This window comes from Jannaschia pagri (assembly GCF_019655435.1).
Lineage (GTDB): Bacteria > Pseudomonadota > Alphaproteobacteria > Rhodobacterales > Rhodobacteraceae > Jannaschia > Jannaschia pagri.
Genome location: NZ_BPFH01000004.1, coordinates 309303 through 325418, shown reverse-complemented (window position 1 = coordinate 325418; position 16116 = coordinate 309303). Strand labels below are relative to the sequence as shown.

General features: G+C 62.0%; 20 protein-coding genes and 1 pseudogene. 9 read left to right on the top strand and 12 right to left on the bottom strand.

What is annotated here, in order from left to right; translation table 11 throughout:
- Window positions 1-29: 29 nt before the first annotated feature.
- Together K5R33_RS12495 and K5R33_RS12490 are read right to left on the bottom strand one after the other, a co-directional pair.
- On the bottom strand, window positions 30-179 hold the full coding sequence (locus tag K5R33_RS12495; protein WP_220749375.1) for a hypothetical protein: 150 nt from the start codon (window positions 177-179) through the stop codon (window positions 30-32).
- Between the two features lie 319 nt (window positions 180-498).
- A complete protein-coding gene (locus tag K5R33_RS12490) occupies window positions 499-1743 on the bottom strand; it encodes a sarcosine oxidase subunit beta family protein (protein WP_220749374.1) in 1245 nt (414 codons plus the stop codon).
- Window positions 1744-1954: 211 nt separating this feature from the next.
- Between K5R33_RS12490 and ccmI the strand changes: the two genes are divergently transcribed.
- The 3 genes from ccmI to K5R33_RS12475 are packed head-to-tail and all read left to right on the top strand — an operon-like array spanning window position 1955 to window position 3881.
- Window positions 1955-3169, top strand: coding sequence for a c-type cytochrome biogenesis protein CcmI (ccmI, locus tag K5R33_RS12485; RefSeq protein ID WP_220749373.1), 1215 nt, complete (start codon window positions 1955-1957; stop codon window positions 3167-3169).
- On the top strand, window positions 3166-3642 hold the full coding sequence (ruvX, locus tag K5R33_RS12480) for a Holliday junction resolvase RuvX (RefSeq protein ID WP_220749372.1): 477 nt from the start codon (window positions 3166-3168) through the stop codon (window positions 3640-3642). The genes ccmI and ruvX overlap by 4 nt, the downstream gene beginning before the upstream one ends.
- Window positions 3639-3881, top strand: coding sequence for a DUF1289 domain-containing protein (locus tag K5R33_RS12475; protein WP_220749371.1), 243 nt, complete (start codon window positions 3639-3641; stop codon window positions 3879-3881). Before ruvX ends, K5R33_RS12475 begins: the two co-directional genes overlap by 4 nt.
- A 28-nt stretch (window positions 3882-3909) precedes the next feature.
- Here K5R33_RS12475 and dusA read toward each other — a convergent pair whose 3' ends face one another.
- Window positions 3910-4902: a tRNA dihydrouridine(20/20a) synthase DusA gene (gene dusA / locus K5R33_RS12470; RefSeq protein ID WP_220749370.1), complete on the bottom strand. Its 993-nt coding sequence runs from the start codon at window positions 4900-4902 to the stop codon at window positions 3910-3912.
- Window positions 4903-5074: 172 nt separating this feature from the next.
- Here dusA and K5R33_RS12465 point away from each other — a divergent pair, with 172 nt between their 5' ends.
- Entirely contained in the window at window positions 5075-6091 is a 1017-nt protein-coding gene (locus tag K5R33_RS12465; protein ID WP_220749369.1) for an AI-2E family transporter, read from the top strand.
- 3 nt (window positions 6092-6094) lie between these two features.
- Here the strand turns inward: K5R33_RS12465 and K5R33_RS12460 are convergent, their stop codons facing one another.
- The 4 genes from K5R33_RS12460 to K5R33_RS12445 all read right to left on the bottom strand — a co-directional run bounded on the left by K5R33_RS12460 (window position 6095) and on the right by K5R33_RS12445 (window position 8939).
- Window positions 6095-7072, bottom strand: a complete 978-nt coding sequence (locus tag K5R33_RS12460; RefSeq protein WP_220749368.1) for a YihY/virulence factor BrkB family protein — start codon at window positions 7070-7072, stop codon at window positions 6095-6097.
- Window positions 7073-7151: 79 nt separating this feature from the next.
- Window positions 7152-8096, bottom strand: a complete 945-nt coding sequence (locus K5R33_RS12455; RefSeq protein WP_220749367.1) for a hypothetical protein — start codon at window positions 8094-8096, stop codon at window positions 7152-7154.
- Window positions 8074-8445, bottom strand: coding sequence for a phage holin family protein (locus K5R33_RS12450; protein WP_220749366.1), 372 nt, complete (start codon window positions 8443-8445; stop codon window positions 8074-8076). Before K5R33_RS12450 ends, K5R33_RS12455 begins: the two co-directional genes overlap by 23 nt.
- 38 nt (window positions 8446-8483) lie before the next feature.
- Window positions 8484-8939 (bottom strand): hypothetical protein, encoded by a 456-nt coding sequence (locus K5R33_RS12445; protein ID WP_220749365.1) that lies wholly within the window; start codon window positions 8937-8939, stop codon window positions 8484-8486.
- A gap of 170 nt (window positions 8940-9109) precedes the next feature.
- Here K5R33_RS12445 and K5R33_RS12440 point away from each other — a divergent pair, with 170 nt between their 5' ends.
- From K5R33_RS12440 to K5R33_RS12435, 3 genes and pseudogenes are all read left to right on the top strand, one after another.
- A complete protein-coding gene (locus tag K5R33_RS12440; protein WP_220749364.1) occupies window positions 9110-9367 on the top strand; it encodes a DUF7218 family protein in 258 nt (85 codons plus the stop codon).
- Between the two features lie 206 nt (window positions 9368-9573).
- Window positions 9574-9870, top strand: a pseudogene (locus tag K5R33_RS19230) (DNA topoisomerase IB-related protein); the annotation flags it as partial.
- A gap of 51 nt (window positions 9871-9921) precedes the next feature.
- Complete coding sequence (locus K5R33_RS12435; RefSeq protein WP_220749363.1) at window positions 9922-10650, top strand: DNA topoisomerase IB; 729 nt, start codon at window positions 9922-9924, stop codon at window positions 10648-10650.
- A 15-nt stretch (window positions 10651-10665) separates the two neighbouring features.
- On the opposite strand, the gene K5R33_RS12430 is transcribed toward K5R33_RS12435, so the two are convergent.
- Genes K5R33_RS12430 through K5R33_RS12420 form a run of 3 tightly spaced genes read right to left on the bottom strand, consistent with a single transcriptional unit; the run spans window position 10666 to window position 13143 of the window.
- Window positions 10666-12435, bottom strand: coding sequence for a histidine kinase dimerization/phosphoacceptor domain -containing protein (locus K5R33_RS12430; RefSeq protein WP_220749362.1), 1770 nt, complete (start codon window positions 12433-12435; stop codon window positions 10666-10668).
- Window positions 12432-12980, bottom strand: a complete 549-nt coding sequence (locus tag K5R33_RS12425) for an RNA polymerase sigma factor (protein ID WP_220749361.1) — start codon at window positions 12978-12980, stop codon at window positions 12432-12434. The genes K5R33_RS12430 and K5R33_RS12425 overlap by 4 nt, the downstream gene beginning before the upstream one ends.
- Window positions 12970-13143 (bottom strand): NepR family anti-sigma factor, encoded by a 174-nt coding sequence (locus K5R33_RS12420; protein ID WP_220749360.1) that lies wholly within the window; start codon window positions 13141-13143, stop codon window positions 12970-12972. The genes K5R33_RS12425 and K5R33_RS12420 overlap by 11 nt, the downstream gene beginning before the upstream one ends.
- An 86-nt stretch (window positions 13144-13229) precedes the next feature.
- Here K5R33_RS12420 and K5R33_RS12415 point away from each other — a divergent pair, with 86 nt between their 5' ends.
- The gene (locus K5R33_RS12415) at window positions 13230-14057 is read left to right on the top strand and encodes a response regulator (RefSeq protein WP_220749359.1); all 828 of its coding nucleotides are present in this window, start codon (window positions 13230-13232) and stop codon (window positions 14055-14057) included.
- Window positions 14058-14120: 63 nt separating this feature from the next.
- On the opposite strand, the gene K5R33_RS12410 is transcribed toward K5R33_RS12415, so the two are convergent.
- Both K5R33_RS12410 and K5R33_RS12405 read right to left on the bottom strand, forming a co-directional pair.
- Window positions 14121-14618 carry a Dps family protein gene (locus tag K5R33_RS12410; protein ID WP_220749358.1) on the bottom strand — a complete coding sequence of 166 codons (498 nt, stop codon included), beginning with the start codon at window positions 14616-14618 and terminating at the stop codon, window positions 14121-14123.
- Between the two features lie 259 nt (window positions 14619-14877).
- Complete coding sequence (locus K5R33_RS12405; RefSeq protein WP_220749357.1) at window positions 14878-15606, bottom strand: Crp/Fnr family transcriptional regulator; 729 nt, start codon at window positions 15604-15606, stop codon at window positions 14878-14880.
- 113 nt (window positions 15607-15719) lie between these two features.
- On the opposite strand from K5R33_RS12405, the gene K5R33_RS12400 reads away from it, so the two are divergent.
- Complete coding sequence (locus tag K5R33_RS12400) at window positions 15720-16073, top strand: hypothetical protein (protein ID WP_220749356.1); 354 nt, start codon at window positions 15720-15722, stop codon at window positions 16071-16073.
- Window positions 16074-16116 lie beyond the last annotated feature (43 nt).

Sequence of the window (16116 nt, the reverse complement as noted above, 5' to 3'; positions counted from 1 at the left end):
CCTCCGGCCAGCCCCTTGCCGTAGCCGGTTTAGGGTCGGTCGATCCGCACGTCAGGAACGCCAATTCCCAGGTCGACCTGTCCGCTGAACAGAGAAAACGCCAGGAATGCACAGGCGACAAGCGTGCCGCCGAGGATAAAGTTGACGCCGCGCGGGCGACGGGATCCGAAATTGTCCATTGTCTCCGGCCCTTTAAATTATGACCACAATGGGACAATAGCGCGTCAAACTTGCGTTGAAAGCCCCCTAATGAAGGGGAAGCGCAGTCGACGTGACCAGCCAGTGCCAACTTGACGGCGTACATGACGTCGGATCCCTTTCCCCTTATAGAACTGACAACAAATGGATTTACGCGCGAAAGGCTGGCACGCTCGCCCCCCCAGACCCCTAGACCGTCTCTCGCTTTGGAAGACCCGAACGTGCGCCAAAACACAGTGTTCCGGGGTGAGAAACGCAATCTGCGCGGTTGCGTCAGAGCAAATGATGCGGGAATTTTCATCAGTGGGCCACTCCTGCGGCAACGCTTTCGTCGATGAATCGCCCTTCGCGAAAGCGATCTAGGCCAAAGGCTTCGGTCAGCGGTGAGTGCCCCCGGGCGATCAGCTCGGCCATGCCCCAACCGGAGCCGGGGATGGCTTTGAACCCGCCCGTCCCCCATCCGCAGTTGATGAACATTCCGTCCACTGGTGTTTTCGACAGGATCGGAGATCGGTCGCCGGTCACATCTACGATCCCGCCCCATTGGCGCAGCATCTTGAGACGGGAAATCATGGGGAAGGTTTCGGTCAAGGCGCGAAGCGTCTCTTCTATGTGCTGGAAACTGCCCCGCTGGGTGTAATTGTTGAAGCCGTCCGTGCCGCCCCCAATCACCATCTCACCCTTGTCGGATTGGCTCATATACCCGTGCACGGTGTTCGCCATCACGACGACGTCCATACAGGGCTTGATGGGTTCGGAGACAAGCGCCTGGAGCGCCACGGACTCAAGCGGCAATCGGAAGCCAGCCATCTGCGCCAACACGCCTGAGTGACCGGCAACCACCACGCCGAGTTTGTCACAGGCAATCGGGCCTTGGGTGGTTTGCACGCCTGTCACGCGCCCGCCATCCCGGTCGATCCCGGTGACTTCGCATTTTTGGATGATGTCCATCCCCATGTCAGTGCAGGCACGTGCCAGCCCCCAGGCCACCGCATCGTGCCGTGCCGTGCCGCCGCGGGCCTGCCATAGCCCGCCCAACACCGGATAACGCGGGCCGTCGATGTTCATGATGGGGCACAATTCCTTCACCCGGTCGGGCTCGATCCATTCCGTTGACACACCTTGCAAGGAATTGGCATGCGCCGTCCGCTTATAGCCCCGGACCTCATGGTGGGTCTGGGCCAACATGATGACCCCCCGTGGGCTGAACATAATGTTGTAGTTCAGGTCCTGGCTGAGCGTCTCATACAGATCGCGGGACTTTTCGTAGATCGCGGCCGATGGGTCTTGCAGGTAGTTCGAACGGATAATCGTGGTGTTCCGCCCCGTATTGCCGCCGCCGAGCCAGCCCTTTTCCAGGATCGCCACGTTCGTGATGCCAAAATTGCGGCCCAGGTAATAAGCGGTGGCAAGCCCGTGCCCACCCGCGCCAACGATAATGACATCATACCGTGCCTTTGGCGGGCGCTTGGCCCAGGTCCGGCCCCAGCCTTCGTGATGGCGCAGCGCCTCTCGGGCGATGGCGAATGCAGAAAAGCGTCTCATGCCAATGGTCCTTCTGGCGCGCGCGACCGGCGCTTGTTCGGGTGTACGAAGCGCACCGCGTCCTCGGCGGAAGTCAAACGGCACCTCAAGGACTCTTTGCGACATGGGGCGGCAGCGGTCCAACGCGACCTGCGATCACACCCCCGCCATCCGGCCTTTCGGTCCCCGTCGGGGGGCGGTAGGAGTCTCGAAACCTGACCGGAGACACATCATGATTTTCTGGATCGTCGTCGTCGCGCTGACCTTGGTCTGTCTGGCGCTGATCCTCTTGGCGTTTCGCACGCCACCAACGGTCACCGCACCGGATGTCGCTGTCTATCGCGACCAACTGAAAGAGTTGGACCGCGACCTGGCGCGGGGTGTCATTGCCGCGCCCGAAGCCGCCGCCACCCGGGCGGAGGTCGCCCGGCGGTTGTTGGCCGCTGACAAAGCCGCTCAGGCACAAAGTAGGGGCGCAGTCGGCAGTCGCTGGTTGGGAATGGCCATCGTCGCGGTGGTTGTGGCGCTGACAGCGGGTGCGACCTACGGGTTGTTGGGGGCGCCGGGTTACGGCGACCTGCCATTGGCCGCCAGAATCAATGAGATCGAAGCACAGCGCGCCACACGGGCCGGACAGGCCCTTGCCGAGGCGGAGGTGCCCGACACCATCGACGACAGCCGCCCTGAAATCACCGAGATGGCGAACCAGTTGCGCACCGTCCTGCAAGAGCGACCCGACGATTTGCGGGGCTGGCGGTTGGCTGTGAACACCGAAAGCGGCCTCGGCGATCTTGAAGCAGCTTGGCGGGCGCAAGACCGGGTCATCGCAATTCTCGGGGACGACGCCCAGGCCGCGGATTTCGCTCTCCTGGCGGAGCTTATGATCCTGGCCGCTGCGGGCTATGTCTCCCCTGAGGCGGAGCAGGCCCTGACCCGGACGCTGGAGCTTGACCCGAGAAATGGATCTGCCCGCTATTACCTGGGGCTGATGTATGCCCAGGGCGGTCGGCCAGACCTGGCCTGGCCCATCTGGCGCCGGTTGGTCGGGGACAGCAACCCAGACGCCCCATGGCTGCCACCGATTTATGGTCAGATCGAAGCGGTCTCCCGCGCGGCGGGCGACCCCACGCCTTTGGATCAGTTGCCAAGCCCTGGCGGGGCATCGTCCGGCGGTCCCTCGCCCGAGGCCGTGGAGGCGATGGCCGCCCTGTCCATGGAAGAAAGGATGGAGGCCATTGGCGGCATGGTCGAGGGCCTGGCGGCGCGGCTCGCCTCCGACGGTGGTCCCCCGCAGGATTGGGGCCGGCTGATCACGGCCTATGGCGTCATGGGGCGCTTGGACGCTGCCTCGGCCGTCTATGAAGAATCGAAGCTGGTTTTCGACGGCGACCAAGGCGCGCTCGACATCTTGGCACGGGCCGCTGACCGGGCGGGCCTGGCCCCGTGATCCATGATGATGTGGCGGAGTTTGCCGCCGTTCTGCCCGCCTTCGGCGGCCTCATGGGGCTGGATTTAGGGACGAAAACCATCGGGGTGGCGGTCTCTGACAGTCTGCGCAGCGTGGCCTCCCCCCTGCGGACGATCCGGCGCACGAAGTTCACGGCGGACGCCATAGCCTTGGAGGAAATCCTGGCAGCGCGGGAGATCCAGGGCATCGTTCTCGGGATGCCGCTGAACATGGATGGCAGCGAGGGTCCGCGCCTGCAGTCGACCCGGGCCTTTGCCCGGAACTTTGCCCGCCGCAGCGATGTGCCGATCACCTTTTGGGACGAACGCCTGTCCACCGTCGCCGCAGAGCGCGCCTTGCTGGAGGCGGATACGACCCGCAAACGTCGTGCGAAGGTCATCGACCATGTGGCGGCTGGATATATCCTGCAAGGGGCGCTAGACCGCCTGCGCCACTTGGGACCAAAGCAATGAATGACCCTACGTCCGACAAAATCTGGTCCCGCGCCGAGATCGAAAGCCCCTGCATTCGCGTTTGCGTCGTCCACCCGGAGACGCGCCTGTGCACGGGATGCAAGCGCACAATGGATGAGATCACCGAATGGTCACGAATGTCCCCAGAGGCGCGGCGCATGATCATGGCGGATCTTCCAGACCGAGTGGCCGCGCCCACGGGCCGCCGGGGCGGGCGCAGCGCCCGACTGAAACGATAGCTGACGACGTGTTGGTCGCGTGAGGTCGTCAAGCCGCCGCCTCGGTGACGCAAGACAGCGCCTCATGCAAAACGTCGATCCCGGCGCCGGGGCGAGTCGCCCCCTCTGACAGCGTTCGGCGCCACCCTCGGGCGCCGGGCTGACCCGCGAAGGTGCCCAGCATGTGACGTGTGACTTGGCCGAGCTTGCCACCGGCGTCCAGGTGCGCCTCGATATGGGGCACCATCGCCAGAACTGCGTCGTGTCGGGTCGGACAGGGATCGCTCTCTGCGCCGAAAATGCGCGTATCCGCCCGCATCAGGATCGCAGCGGGGTCATGGTAGGCGGCGCGCCCAACCATGACGCCCTTCATGTGACGCAGGTGACCGGCCACCTCATCCAATGTCGTGATTCCGCCGTTGATCGAGAGATGCAGATCGGGAAAGGCCGTCGCCATACGGTACACCAGTTCATAATCCAACGGCGGGATGTCCCTGTTTTCCTTGGGACTCAGCCCCTGGAGCCAGGCCTTGCGCGCATGGACGGTCACGCGCCGCACCCCTGCGTCGCGGATCCGAGCTAGGAAATCCGGCAGGACCTCCTCCGGCGTTTGATCGTCGACCCCAATGCGGCATTTGACCGTAACCGGGACGTCGCCTGCCGCGTTGATCATCTCGGCGACACAGCGCGCGACGAGGTCCGGCTGCTCCATCAGGACCGCCCCGAAGTGTCCCGATTGGACCCGGTCCGACGGACAGCCAACGTTCAAGTTGACCTCGGCATATCCCCGTTCCACGGCGAGGGCCGTCGCGCGGGCCAGTTCCAAGGGGTCCGACCCGCCAAGTTGCAACGCCACCGGGTGCTCCGCCGCGTCAAAGTCAAGCAAATGCACTGCCCCGCCCCGCACCAAAGCCGCGGCGGTCACCATCTCGGTGTAGAGCAGCGTCCGACGGGACATCACCCGGTGGAATGCCCGGCAATGGCGATCCGTCCAGTCCATCATCGGGGCGACGGACAGTGTTGCATGTGTGTCGAGTTCCATGGTCTTCAGCCTACGGAGACAAGTTCATGTGATGGGGCTGCTCATATCGTTCAACGCGCGCGGCGTCGACGGGTGCTGATCGCCTGCTCAGGCGAGTCGCAAAAGCCTCCGCCCAGGGGGCTATGGTTTTAGCCACTCGTAGGAACTGCGTTGCGGCTTATGTGTTCTCATCATGATGCATGACCGCAAACCCTCCGTCTGGGCCACGTCCTCCCTTGTGCTGCTTGCGTGCGTCGCAACCGGAGCGGCGCTCGAATACGCGCAACCCATATTGGCCCCTGCCCTCGCGGCCATTGTGTTGGGCGTTGTGCTCGCGCCTGCGATGGATTTCCTGTCCCGGCTTGGCCTGGGCGCGGCCGCTGCGGCCTTTGTCGTCCTCATCGTCTTCTCGGGGCTAGCGAGCCTTCTGTTTTTCGCAATCGAACCCTCCCTGTCGCGCGCGGTGTCCCAGGCTCCGATCCTATGGGCCGAACTCGAAGATCTCCTGCGGTTTCTGCGCGATGCGGTCGGCGGTGTCCAAGAACTGCAAGACAGTGTTTCGGAGGCCCTCACCGACCCTGACGGGGAAGAGGCGTCTGGTTCAAGCACCGCAATGGCCGTGCCAAGCCTGTTCGATGCCCTGTCCTACGGGCCGGCGTTGCTGGCGGGCATTCTGGTGTTTCTCGGCACGCTCTTCTTTTTCCTGACAGGCCGGGCCGACCTCTATCGTCAGATCTCCAATCAGATCGCCTCCATCACGTCCGAGACGTTGCGTGATGCGGAAGGTCAGGTGTCCCGCTATTTCCTGACCATCACCTGCATCAATTTTGGCTTTGGCTGCTGCGTTAGTTTGGCGATGGCGGTTTTGGGCATGCCGGAACCCGTTCTTTGGGGCGTGGCCACCTTTCTGTTGAACTTTGTCATGTATCTTGGCCCAGCGATGATTGCGGTCGCGCTACTACTGGGTGGGATTGTGACGTTTGACGGGATTATGTCATTCGTCCCTGCCCTGGTCTTTGTGGGCTTCAACATGGTTGAGGCACAGTTCGTCACGCCAGCCCTGGTCGGCAGGCATATGTCACTCAACCCATTGTTTGTCTTTCTCTCCCTGATTTTTTGGCTGTGGCTCTGGGGACCTCTCGGCGGGTTTGTGGCGATCCCACTGGTGGTCTGGACGCTGTTTCTGGTCCAAGCGCGGAGGGCGACGTGACCGCTACCGACCCTCGACCGTATCGGCTTTGACAGCGCCCCTATGTCCGATGGGGCGGGCTGGGCCTATTGTGCTGTCGGCGGCGGTTTGCGCCTCCAATTCAGCATCGACCAAAGCGCCGAGGAGCAAGGCAAAGCTGGACAAAAACAGCCACAACATCAAAACGATGACACCCGCCAAGGCGCCGAAGGTCTCCGCGTAGGTTCCGAACGTGGAGACGTACCAAGAAAACCCAACAGTCGCCCCAAGCCAGACCGCGACGGCCAAGGCCGCGCCGGGCGTGACCCATCGCCACCGCGCGGGGCGCCGGGACGGGCCGAACTTGTACAGCGCCCCAAACGAAAAGACGGCGACCGCTACCAGAAAGGGCCAGCGGGCGATGAGGATGAGCTGTGCCGTCAAGCTGTTCTCCCCCACAAGCTGCGCAATGAATGGCAGCACGGCCACGGTGGCGAGCGTTAGGACGAAGCCGATCAGGCCAACGACTGTGATCATGAGGGCCATGATCTGCACCACGAAGAAGTTTCGCCGTTCCCGCTCTTCGTAAGCAACGTTCAGCCCCGTCATCAGGTTCAGCGTGCCACGGCTGGCGGAAAACACCGCAATCAAAAGACCCAAGGCCAGCGTCCAGCTCAGCGTGTCATTGCTGGTCGCGGCGAGGGCCGACAGCTGGCCGGAAATGATCTCGGCTGCCGCAGGTGGCAATGTGGCCAGGAGCGGATCAATCTGTGTGGCGATTTCAACAGGTGTCAGAAGAACACCCCCCAAGGCGACGAGCGCGGAGAGTGCTGGAAAAACCGCCAGAAGACCGAAGAATGCCACACCCGCAGAGATCAGCGATAACTGTGTGTCCATCAATCGTCGCGTGACCCGCTTGGCTACCTGGAACACACCGCGCAAGGGGATTTGTGACGGTCGGCGGGCCCCGCGCCCCGTCTGACCAATGGACTTGGGGACCAGGGTGGAGGACGCGTCGATCATAGCAAGCTCCGGCTTAAGGAACGGACATGGCCCCGCGCGGCACAACCGGGCGGGGCCAAACTGTGGGCGGGTCCTCGCGTCAGGAGGCGCGTACCGAGGCCACGGCAGCGGGCCAATCGACCTTGGGGTCCAGCCCCGCCACGGAGGATTTTGTTACTTCCGCTACATCAGCCGCAGCCGCCTTGGCGCGGGCCTGACCGGTCGCCAGAGCATCCTCGGCGGCAGCCGTCGCCTTTGCAAGTTCATCCCGCAGCAGGCGATCAGCCTCGTCGAACAGCCGATCTCGGTGCTGACCAAAGGTCTGATCTTCGATGCGGGTGCGTGGCAAGGCTGCCGCGATGGCCGCCCCAGCGGCGAAGGCCAGTACCCCGATCAGCAGCGGATTGTCCCGCGCGGTGTCTCGGGCTTTCTGTGCCGCCGTCTTGGCCTGCTCCTGCACCTGAGCCTGGGCGGCAATGGCCGCCTCCCGCGCGGATCGAACGCGCGCTTTGGCGTCCTCTGGCAGCCCCTCAAGCCCGTCTTCAATGCGCGCGCGGAGGTCATCGAGCGACGCGTAAGCGCGGGCTTTGGCCTGCGTGGCTTTCGCTGCGGTCATATCAGGGTGGTAGGTCGACATCTTATGGTCTCCTTCAAAGTGTTCGGTTCCAAATCGGCCTGGTGTGGCGCGATTTGCTTTGGATAGGCGCGCCTCAAAGGTCGCGCTGGTCATGGGCGTTTGGCGAAAGCACGACACAATCGGTGTCGTGGTCTCGTCGTATGCGGGGCGCTTCTGAGCTGGGGCGCTGCCGAACGCCCTGAGCGCCAACCAACCCAAGCCGGTGGTCACCAAAGCAACCGGCGCGGGGTTTGCCCGTGCCACGGAACCAGCCTTGGCCAGCACGTCTGATCCGCGTTCGACCGCGACAGCGCTGGCTGTGGTCGCCAAGCGATCAGGCGCGATTTGGTGCCCGACTGATGCTATCCGCAGGCGCAGCACCTGGCGGTCATGCTCAAGTTGCCGCTCAAGTGCGGAAAGATCCGCCATCGAACGCCTCCTTCAAAACATCAAAGTCACGCTGCACGTTGGACAGGCTGCGGGTTGGGATCAGGCGACGTGCCTTTAGGCCGGACAGTCCCCATGCAAACAGGCCGCCAGCCAGACCGAACAGGACGACAGCGACGAGTAAGGACGCGGCCCAAACGGGAAGACCAAGGGCCACGGCGCCCGCCACAGCCGCGCAGAGCAGCGCGCCAAGGGCCAGGATGGCAATGATGCCACCGGTAACTACGGCCGCAAGAGCCACGCCCATCCGACCGAGGTTTTCGCCAACTTCAGCCTTGGCCAGGGCCGCCTCTGCTCGAAGAACGCGTGAGACAGCATCCAATAGCCCCATAAGCTCACGCCTGATGGTATCTGGGTTCCTGGGGGCCATTACACGTAGCCCCATTTGCGCGCCGTGGTGTGCGCCGGGCCATTACCACCGGGCGCGCTTTCCGGGGCGCTGACGCTACCCGTGGCTGAACGATCTGAGGCTTTCATTGCGCGGGTCGCCAGGAAGCCAAGGGCGGCTGCACCGCCATAAAAGAGCGCCGGATTTTGGCTGGCAAAGGCTCGGGCATCAGATTGCAGCGCCTCCAGATCGGTTGTCCGAAGCGCATCGGCAACCTGCAACAAGGATGCGGACAGATGCGTTGCCGCCTCGCGCACGTATGGTGTGCCGGACAGACCTGCCCCTGCTCGTGCAACCGTATCCGCCTGTGCTTCGGCATGGTCAGCAAGCGTGTCGCGGGCCGCGCCCATGGCCTGGTCCGCGTAGGATTTCGCCTCTGCCGCGAAGTCGCGCGAGGCGTCAGTTCGCTTAGCTTTGGTGGACCCAGTGTCCGTCATCTCCGTTCTCCTTCTCGCGCAGGGACACCTGCGGTTCGGATGGTGTGCGTGTGCAGTTGCTTAGACAACGCGTTGGCTGGGCTCTTGTTCCCAAGCCTGCGGCAGACTTCGCGCGGAACGATTTCCGTGTTGGCGCGTTTCGGAGATCCGTTTTGCCAGGAGACCGAGCGATGAATGAGCGGCCAAGCATCAAGAAAGAGGACACCTACGGCGCGCTCCGCGATAAGGGCATGTCGAAGGAGAAGGCCGCCCGCATCGCCAATGCCCAGGCGAACCCCGACCAGACCCCGTCAAAAATCGGCGGCCAGAACCCGCCCTATGAGGATTGGACGAAGCAGGAGCTATTGGAGCGCGCGAGAGAGTTAGAGATCCACGGTCGGTCGGACATGACGAAGGCGAAATTGATCGATGCCCTCCGCAACGGCTGAGCGGTGTGACACCAGTCAGCACGCCAGCGCGGGGGGAGTTGGTAGGCAATGCAATGGAACACGTGTTTTCATTTGGACCGTTACGATCAGACGCGCCATCACCTATGCCGCTCGCGCGTGGTGAGCATTACGCAACGATCCGATGAAGTCGGTTTAGACGGAGGGCCGGTGTCAAAACTAATCGGCTTTAGCAGAGCCAGCACGTTATGCGCGATGTCACTGGGGGCGCTGCGCTGACGGATGTGTCCTGGGAACTTGGACGAATTTGTCGCGTTTCCTGCGGTATGACCGAAGCGCTTTGCCACAAGCTCGACCTCGTCCACTACCCTGACAGTTACCCTGGCATCCGTCGTCGGCGCCGGGGCCGAGGGTTTTCTTATGTCGCGCCCGATGGGACGACAGTTGATTGTCCAATGACCAAGCAGAGGCTCCGAGCGCTCGCCGTCCCGCCAGCCTATACGTCGGTTTGGATGTCCCCACACTCGGAGGGATATCTGCTGGCTACCGGCCGGGACGCGGCGGGTCGTAAGCAGTATCGTTATCACCCGAGGTGGATGGAACATCACGCAGCATCCAAGTTTGATCGGCTAGGTGCCCTGGCCCGCGCCCTGCCCCGTCTCCGCCGTTGGATCGCTGGCCATCTTGCCGGGAAAGGCATGGCCGAAGACGATGCAATCGCCATTGTTCTTGCGCTGATGGATCGCCACTCGCTTCGCATAGGCGCGCGGCGGTACACACGGGAGAACGGCAGCTTTGGGGCCACAACACTCCAAAGTCGACATCTCCGTGTGGTTGGATCGCAAGGTAAGCTCTCCTACCGCGCCAAAGGCGGAACCCCGGTGACCAAGCGCATTAGCGGGCGAAACCTTACGGCACGGCTTACGGACCTCAAAGGGTCGAAACGCCAGACCCGGCTGATCCGGTGGTATGATGCGCGGGGCGTTGCGCGGCCCGTTGACCCGAAGCGCGCGGCGGACCGAATGGCCGATGTCGGAGGGGAAGACATTACGCCCAAGGACTTTCGAACCTGGAATGGAAGCCGGGCGGCCTATCTCGTGGCCGCGCAGGAGGATGTCCCTCCGCTGTCTGCCCTCGCGACCGCTGCGGCCGAGGCCTTGCACAACACACCCGCGGTGGCGCGCAAAAGCTACATCCATCCCGCAATCCTGGATGCGGCGCGTGCGGGGACAACGTCGGCTTGGTCCGTCGGACCGGCACGGAGTGGCTTGCGGGTCGGGGAGGCGGAGCTTGCGGACCTGATTGCCGATGCAGCTGTCGAGTGACAGGCAAACGGGATGTCACCCGGCCTGCGGGAGCGAAGGACCAAACACCGTGGCCTTCACCGGACGCAGCACCTTGAAGCGAACCTCGACGGCGTACTGACCCGGATCTTTCGTCGGACCTTGAACAATCGTGCCTCCCAGTTGGGACACGAAGGCCCCAATCAGGCGAGAGCCGAGGCCCGTCCCATCGCTCACAGGATCTGACAAGATCTGATCGCCGATGGTGTTGCAAATCCTCAAAGAAACATCATCCTGGTCCACACCAAGGGTGATCGTAATCTGCGCGGGTCCCTCCGCCGGGCGGCCCAAGTGTTTGACGGCATTGGTCACAAGCTCATTGGCCAAAAGCGCGATGGGGATCGCCTGATCCGGGTCGACGTCGAGGCGGTCGTAGCTGCTGTCGACCAAAAACTCGGTCTTGAGCCCCAAGCCCACGACCAAAGTGTCGTCGATGACTTCCTTCAACAGCTTATCAGCGCGCACCGTTTCCAAATCGGTGTCCGCATACAGAGCCTTGTGGACAGCGGACAGGCTGACAACACGGTCTTGGAGACGGCGGATCGCTGTCTTTGCGGGCGTATCTTCAATGGCGCGGATCTGCATGCTCATGATTGACGAGATAAGCTGCAGGTTGTTTTTCACGCGGTGGTGAACCTCGCGCAGCAGGATCTCTTTCTCGCGAACGTTGTCTTCGAGAACCCCACGGTCGCGGAGCACGCGGGCCGTCAGACCGTTATAGGCGCGCGCGATGCTCTCGATTTCTTGCGGGGCATTTCGCAAGACGACGGGCTCCGCCGTTGGGTCATCAACGGAAAAGCCAACCATCCTCCGCCGCAGCACCGACAAATGGCGTAGAACCAGCCGATCCACAGCCAACATCGCCACCAGGAGCGACGCAATCCACATGACAATTGGAAAGAGCGGAGCGGCGAGGCCAAAGGGTGAAATCGTAAAGGCGCTTTCCTCCGGGTCCCATAAACCCAGGATGTAGATCCGATCATCCAGCAGAGGCACGACTGCGGCCATCTTTTCACCGCCGTCGGCCGCCTCGAACCGGTAGGTTGCGCCCAGGCTGTTGATGTTCGCCTCGCTCGGCACCACGCCAGCGGCTAGGAACCGCTCGGTATCGGCGATCCCCGTGCTGGCCGCGAGGATGTCGCCATCGGGATTGATCAAGGCGAGCAGGAGGGCATCGCCGTCAACGGACAGCAAGTGATCCGTCAATCTGTGGGGGACGGAGATCGAGACCGCCCCGAGAAGTATACCATCCGCTGCCTCAACTGGGACGGTGACGATGACCACCGATTGGCCGGAGACTTCGCCGTTTGTGTTGACCGAAGCGCCGGGCTTTGGATCCTGGACGAATGCTAACCACTCCGGATGGGCGCTAAAGCTTGTGGTCCCGCCCGCAGACGAACACCGCATGACCCCATCGGCTCCGATAAAGCCCGCGAAGACGAAAGCTGCTTCGATATTGACAACGCTGGCCATTGCCGCTTGGCACGCTGGGGACGACGCGCCAACCGCGACGGCGGTCGCGCCGAGGGCATCCGCGGCCCCAAAGGCCCGGCGGAGGATCGCGCGCTCAATGTGAACCGCGCGGGAAGTGCGGGCCAGGATGTCCCGCTCCTCCAGGGCGCGGGCATCCCGGATGACGGTTGCGGTCTGGATCACAGCAATCAAACCCAGCGGCAGAATCGCGAGGCTGAGCAACAGGACCAATCTGACCCGCAGCCGCCCGGCCTGCCCCTTGGCCCGTGCCCATGCCCGCGCGATGGAGGTCACGCAGCCGGTTTTCCTGTCACCACTGCCATGGTGGCCATGTCCGTCATTTCCATCGGCTCATCTTCATTGAGATGCATGAGTTCCGCGAGACGTTTGCGCCCTCGGTTGGCACGGCTCTTGATTGTGCCGACCGCGCAATCGCACATGTCAGCGGCTTCCTCATAGGAAAAACCGGACGCCCCCACGAGAAGTAACGCCTCGCGTTGTTCATCTGGCAGCAGCGCGAAAGCCTCGCGGAAATCGTTCATAACCAAACGTCCGTCATGGGCTGGCTTTTCGGACAGCTGCTCGGCCAAAAGACCATCGCCGTCCTCTACTTCTCGCGACCGTTTCCGGCGGAGGGAGTAGAATGTGTTGCGCAAAATCGTGAACAGCCAGGCTCGCATGTTGGTGCCCGCTTGGAACTTATCGATGTTTGACCAGGCCTTCACCACAGTGTCTTGCACCAGATCATCGGCCGCCGACGCGTTCCGGGTCAGCGACCGCGCAAAGGCGCGCATCGCAGGCAAATGTTCGACGATTTCCTCTCGGGGATCAGTTGCCATTCGACGTATCCCCTTCTTTTGACTTGAGTTTGGCAATCAGGTCGGTAAATCGATCTGGCAGCGGTTCGGCGGCGGCATCATCGAAGACCCGCCGCAAATTCTCGTCGATCTGGCGGTCGACCTCCGATGCGGACGTCCTTTCCTTTTTCTCCTGCGAAGCCATCTCGTCTCTCGTGAATAAATGATCCTCAGTGGGGAACTAATGCGGCGCCCGTTGGTTCCATAAAAAGTTGACACAGGAGAGACCCGATGGACACCAACGGCACGAACCGAGATCTCGGCGTGGAGTTGACCAACGAATTGCCCTTTCTGCGGCGGTATGCCCGGGCCCTAACTGGTGCCCAGGACAGCGGGGATCGCTACGCGCTTGCTACCCTCGAAGCCATTGTTGCGGACCCTTCGATGATCCCGAGCCATCAGCGCGTGAAAATCGGTTTGTTCCGGACCTTCCATGGCATCTGGGCCAGCGCTGGCGCCCCCATCGATACCCAGGATGAGATCGCCGACCTTTTGGAGGCGCGCGCACAATGGCGCCTTCAGCATCTGACCGCCAACACCCGCGAAGTGCTGCTGCTGCATACGGTGGAGGGGTTCAGCATCGACGAAATCGCGGCCATCACAAACCTCAGCAATGATGAGGTTACCGAATTGCACGCCCGTGCCCTGGCCGACATGGGCGAGATGGTGACGGGCGATGTTCTGATCATCGAGGACGAGGGCATCATCGCGATGGACCTAAAGTCCATCGTGAGCACCATGGGACACACGGTGGTCGACATTGCGCGCACATGTGATGAAGCGATCGCTAAGGGTAAGGCGAAAGCGCCGGATCTCATTTTGGCGGACATCCAACTGGCGGATCGGTCCTCGGGCATTGATGCGGTCAACGCGCTGTTGCAGGCCTTGGGGGACCGGCCGGTCATCTTCATCACGGCTTTCCCGGAACGGCTGCTGACCGGTGACCGGCCGGAGCCTGCCTTCCTCATCACAAAGCCTTATGTGGAGGAACAGGTGCGCGCTGCTGTTAGCCAGGCCATGTTCTTTGCGACCACGCAACATCTATCCGAGCCTGCGTGAGAGTAGCGCCCGCTCTCACCAAGTAGCGCCCCGGCTCGCGAGAACCGGGGCGCACACTTATGGTTAGTGCGCGGCAAGCGCCCGAAGCATCCAGGCGGCCTGCTCATGGAAAGCCGAGCGCTCGGTTGCGAGGTCTTCTGTCACCGGGTCTTTCCGCCCCTCGACCAGATCGACGAGGCCGTGCAGACGGTGGGCCAGTTTCTCATGATCAGCGGCCAAGTCTTCGACCATCTCGCCGGCCGATAGCACGCCCTTAGGGTCCTGCACGCGGGACCGCTCCATGATGTCTGCCATTTGCATGGGCGCCAGCTGCCCCAGCGACCGGATACGCTCGGCCAGTTCATCGGCGGCGGTGAACATATCCTCATATTGCTCTTCGGTGAGTTTGTGCACCGAGTAGAAAGTCGGGCCCGTCACGTTCCAATGATAGGCATGGGTTTTGAAGATCAGACGGTAGGTATCTGCCAACACGTCAGCGAGGCCGCTCGCGATCCCCTCAACGTCCCGAACACCCGTTTCCACGGGCTCGGTCTTTGGCACAACGTTCAGCGGGCTTGTCATAACTCTCTCCATTTAGTCTCAGGCGCCCAAGTGCGGGCTGAATGATCGAGGCGCCCCACTGTTGATCGACAGTGGATACCCCCATGATCGACCCTGCCGGGCGCTCAGGTTTCGTGGTGCGCGCTGCCTTTTGGGCGCGCTTGCACTAAAGAAACAACAAGCGCCCCAATTGGTTCCGACCAGACAGCGGGTGTTCGTATGACAGTTGGTATCTTCGAAAGATCGGAAGCCTCGGCCAAGCGCGCGCATAGCAGTCAAATCAAATGAGTGGCCGCCGACCAGGGAGATCGATGGGCAGAAGGGCGACGGTCTTCGCTTCTTCGATGTCCATGATCTGCAAGATCCCATCGTTGATCGATAGGATTTGCCTATCCCGCAGTTTCATCAGGGTTTTGTTGGTATGGACGAGGGACAACCCCAAAGCATCCGCCAGATCCTGTTGACGATAGGGAAATGGACATTTCGTCCCATCAATCAAACCAAGGTTCTCGCATCGCCCGTGGAACCGCACGAGCCCCCAGGCAATGCGCTCCATAGCGGACATCTGTCCGATAGAGGTCAGCGCCTCCCCCAAGAAATGCTCCTCCATGGCTGCCGCCCAAGTCAGGTCAAAGGCGCGTTCCGGTTGTGTTTTAAACAGCGTCCACAATTCTGACCGGTCGAATACACATAGGACCATGGGTGTGGTCGCCTCCACGGAATGCTTCATCTCACCCATGACGCCCGCCTGCAAACCAACGAAGTCACCGGGCAACACAAAGTTCACCACCTGCCGACGACCGTTAGGCAGCAGCTTATAGCGTACCCCCATCCCTTTGAGCGCGGTGAACAATTGTGGGCTGTTCGATCCCTCCATCAAAAGCGGCGTACCCGCGTCGACTTTCAATTCACCCGATTTGAACCGTTGGAGGAAGGAGATGCTGTCTGCCGTAAGGCTTTCGAAGATGTCCAGTTTTCTCAGCGGACAGTGCGTGCAGTTCGTAACCATGATTTCCGTTGTCAGCTATGTCACAGTTTAATGCCCCAAGGTGCAGGCGTGGGCATGGTGGCCCAACGCAGCCGGGCGAGAATCGTTCCGGGCCGTTGATATGGGACAACTCGATGGACACTGGATCCTCCCCCGCGCGGGGTCTCTCGGTCATTGTAAACAAAAGCCCCCTGGTGGCTGACGATCTGGAGGAAGTCCTGAATGGGTGCGGCATCACGGATGTGCGTGTCTTTCAAACGCTCGATGACGCAACCAAGCTGTGGCCCAGCCTCGCGATTGTGGAGGGCGACAGCACTGCGATCTTGGATCATCCCACAGTCGTGACGTGGATGGCGACCGGCGTGCCGATTGTGATCCTGAACGGCCAACCGGCGGAACACGACGACGCGCGTCGCGTGTACCGATTGGAGCAACCCTTTCGGGAGCGCGACTTGATGGCCGTCTTCCGCCGCCTGTCGCTGCTCTAGGTGCCCCGACACGGGCTGCGGAACAAAGAACGCTTTGGTCCGT

Bases quoted from the DNA above. Each gene is read 5' to 3' on its own strand.
- K5R33_RS12495 (WP_220749375.1), bottom strand. From the start codon at position 179: ATGGACAATTTCGGATCCCGTCGCCCGCGCGGCGTCAACTTTATCCTC.
- K5R33_RS12490 (WP_220749374.1), bottom strand. From the start codon at position 1,743: ATGAGACGCTTTTCTGCATTCGCCATCGCCCGAGAGGCGCTGCGCCAT.
- ccmI (WP_220749373.1), top strand. From the start codon at position 1,955: ATGATTTTCTGGATCGTCGTCGTCGCGCTGACCTTGGTCTGTCTGGCG.
- K5R33_RS12475 (WP_220749371.1), top strand. From the start codon at position 3,639: ATGAATGACCCTACGTCCGACAAAATCTGGTCCCGCGCCGAGATCGAA.
- dusA (WP_220749370.1), bottom strand. From the start codon at position 4,902: ATGGAACTCGACACACATGCAACACTGTCCGTCGCCCCGATGATGGAC.
- K5R33_RS12465 (WP_220749369.1), top strand. From the start codon at position 5,075: ATGATGCATGACCGCAAACCCTCCGTCTGGGCCACGTCCTCCCTTGTG.
- K5R33_RS12460 (WP_220749368.1), bottom strand. From the start codon at position 7,072: ATGATCGACGCGTCCTCCACCCTGGTCCCCAAGTCCATTGGTCAGACG.
- K5R33_RS12455 (WP_220749367.1), bottom strand. From the start codon at position 8,096: ATGGCGGATCTTTCCGCACTTGAGCGGCAACTTGAGCATGACCGCCAG.
- K5R33_RS12450 (WP_220749366.1), bottom strand. From the start codon at position 8,445: ATGGGGCTATTGGATGCTGTCTCACGCGTTCTTCGAGCAGAGGCGGCC.
- K5R33_RS12445 (WP_220749365.1), bottom strand. From the start codon at position 8,939: ATGACGGACACTGGGTCCACCAAAGCTAAGCGAACTGACGCCTCGCGC.
- K5R33_RS12440 (WP_220749364.1), top strand. From the start codon at position 9,110: ATGAATGAGCGGCCAAGCATCAAGAAAGAGGACACCTACGGCGCGCTC.
- K5R33_RS12435 (WP_220749363.1), top strand. From the start codon at position 9,922: ATGGAACATCACGCAGCATCCAAGTTTGATCGGCTAGGTGCCCTGGCC.
- K5R33_RS12425 (WP_220749361.1), bottom strand. From the start codon at position 12,980: ATGGCAACTGATCCCCGAGAGGAAATCGTCGAACATTTGCCTGCGATG.
- K5R33_RS12420 (WP_220749360.1), bottom strand. From the start codon at position 13,143: ATGGCTTCGCAGGAGAAAAAGGAAAGGACGTCCGCATCGGAGGTCGAC.
- K5R33_RS12415 (WP_220749359.1), top strand. From the start codon at position 13,230: ATGGACACCAACGGCACGAACCGAGATCTCGGCGTGGAGTTGACCAAC.
- K5R33_RS12410 (WP_220749358.1), bottom strand. From the start codon at position 14,618: ATGACAAGCCCGCTGAACGTTGTGCCAAAGACCGAGCCCGTGGAAACG.
- K5R33_RS12405 (WP_220749357.1), bottom strand. From the start codon at position 15,606: ATGGTTACGAACTGCACGCACTGTCCGCTGAGAAAACTGGACATCTTC.
- K5R33_RS12400 (WP_220749356.1), top strand. From the start codon at position 15,720: ATGGACACTGGATCCTCCCCCGCGCGGGGTCTCTCGGTCATTGTAAAC.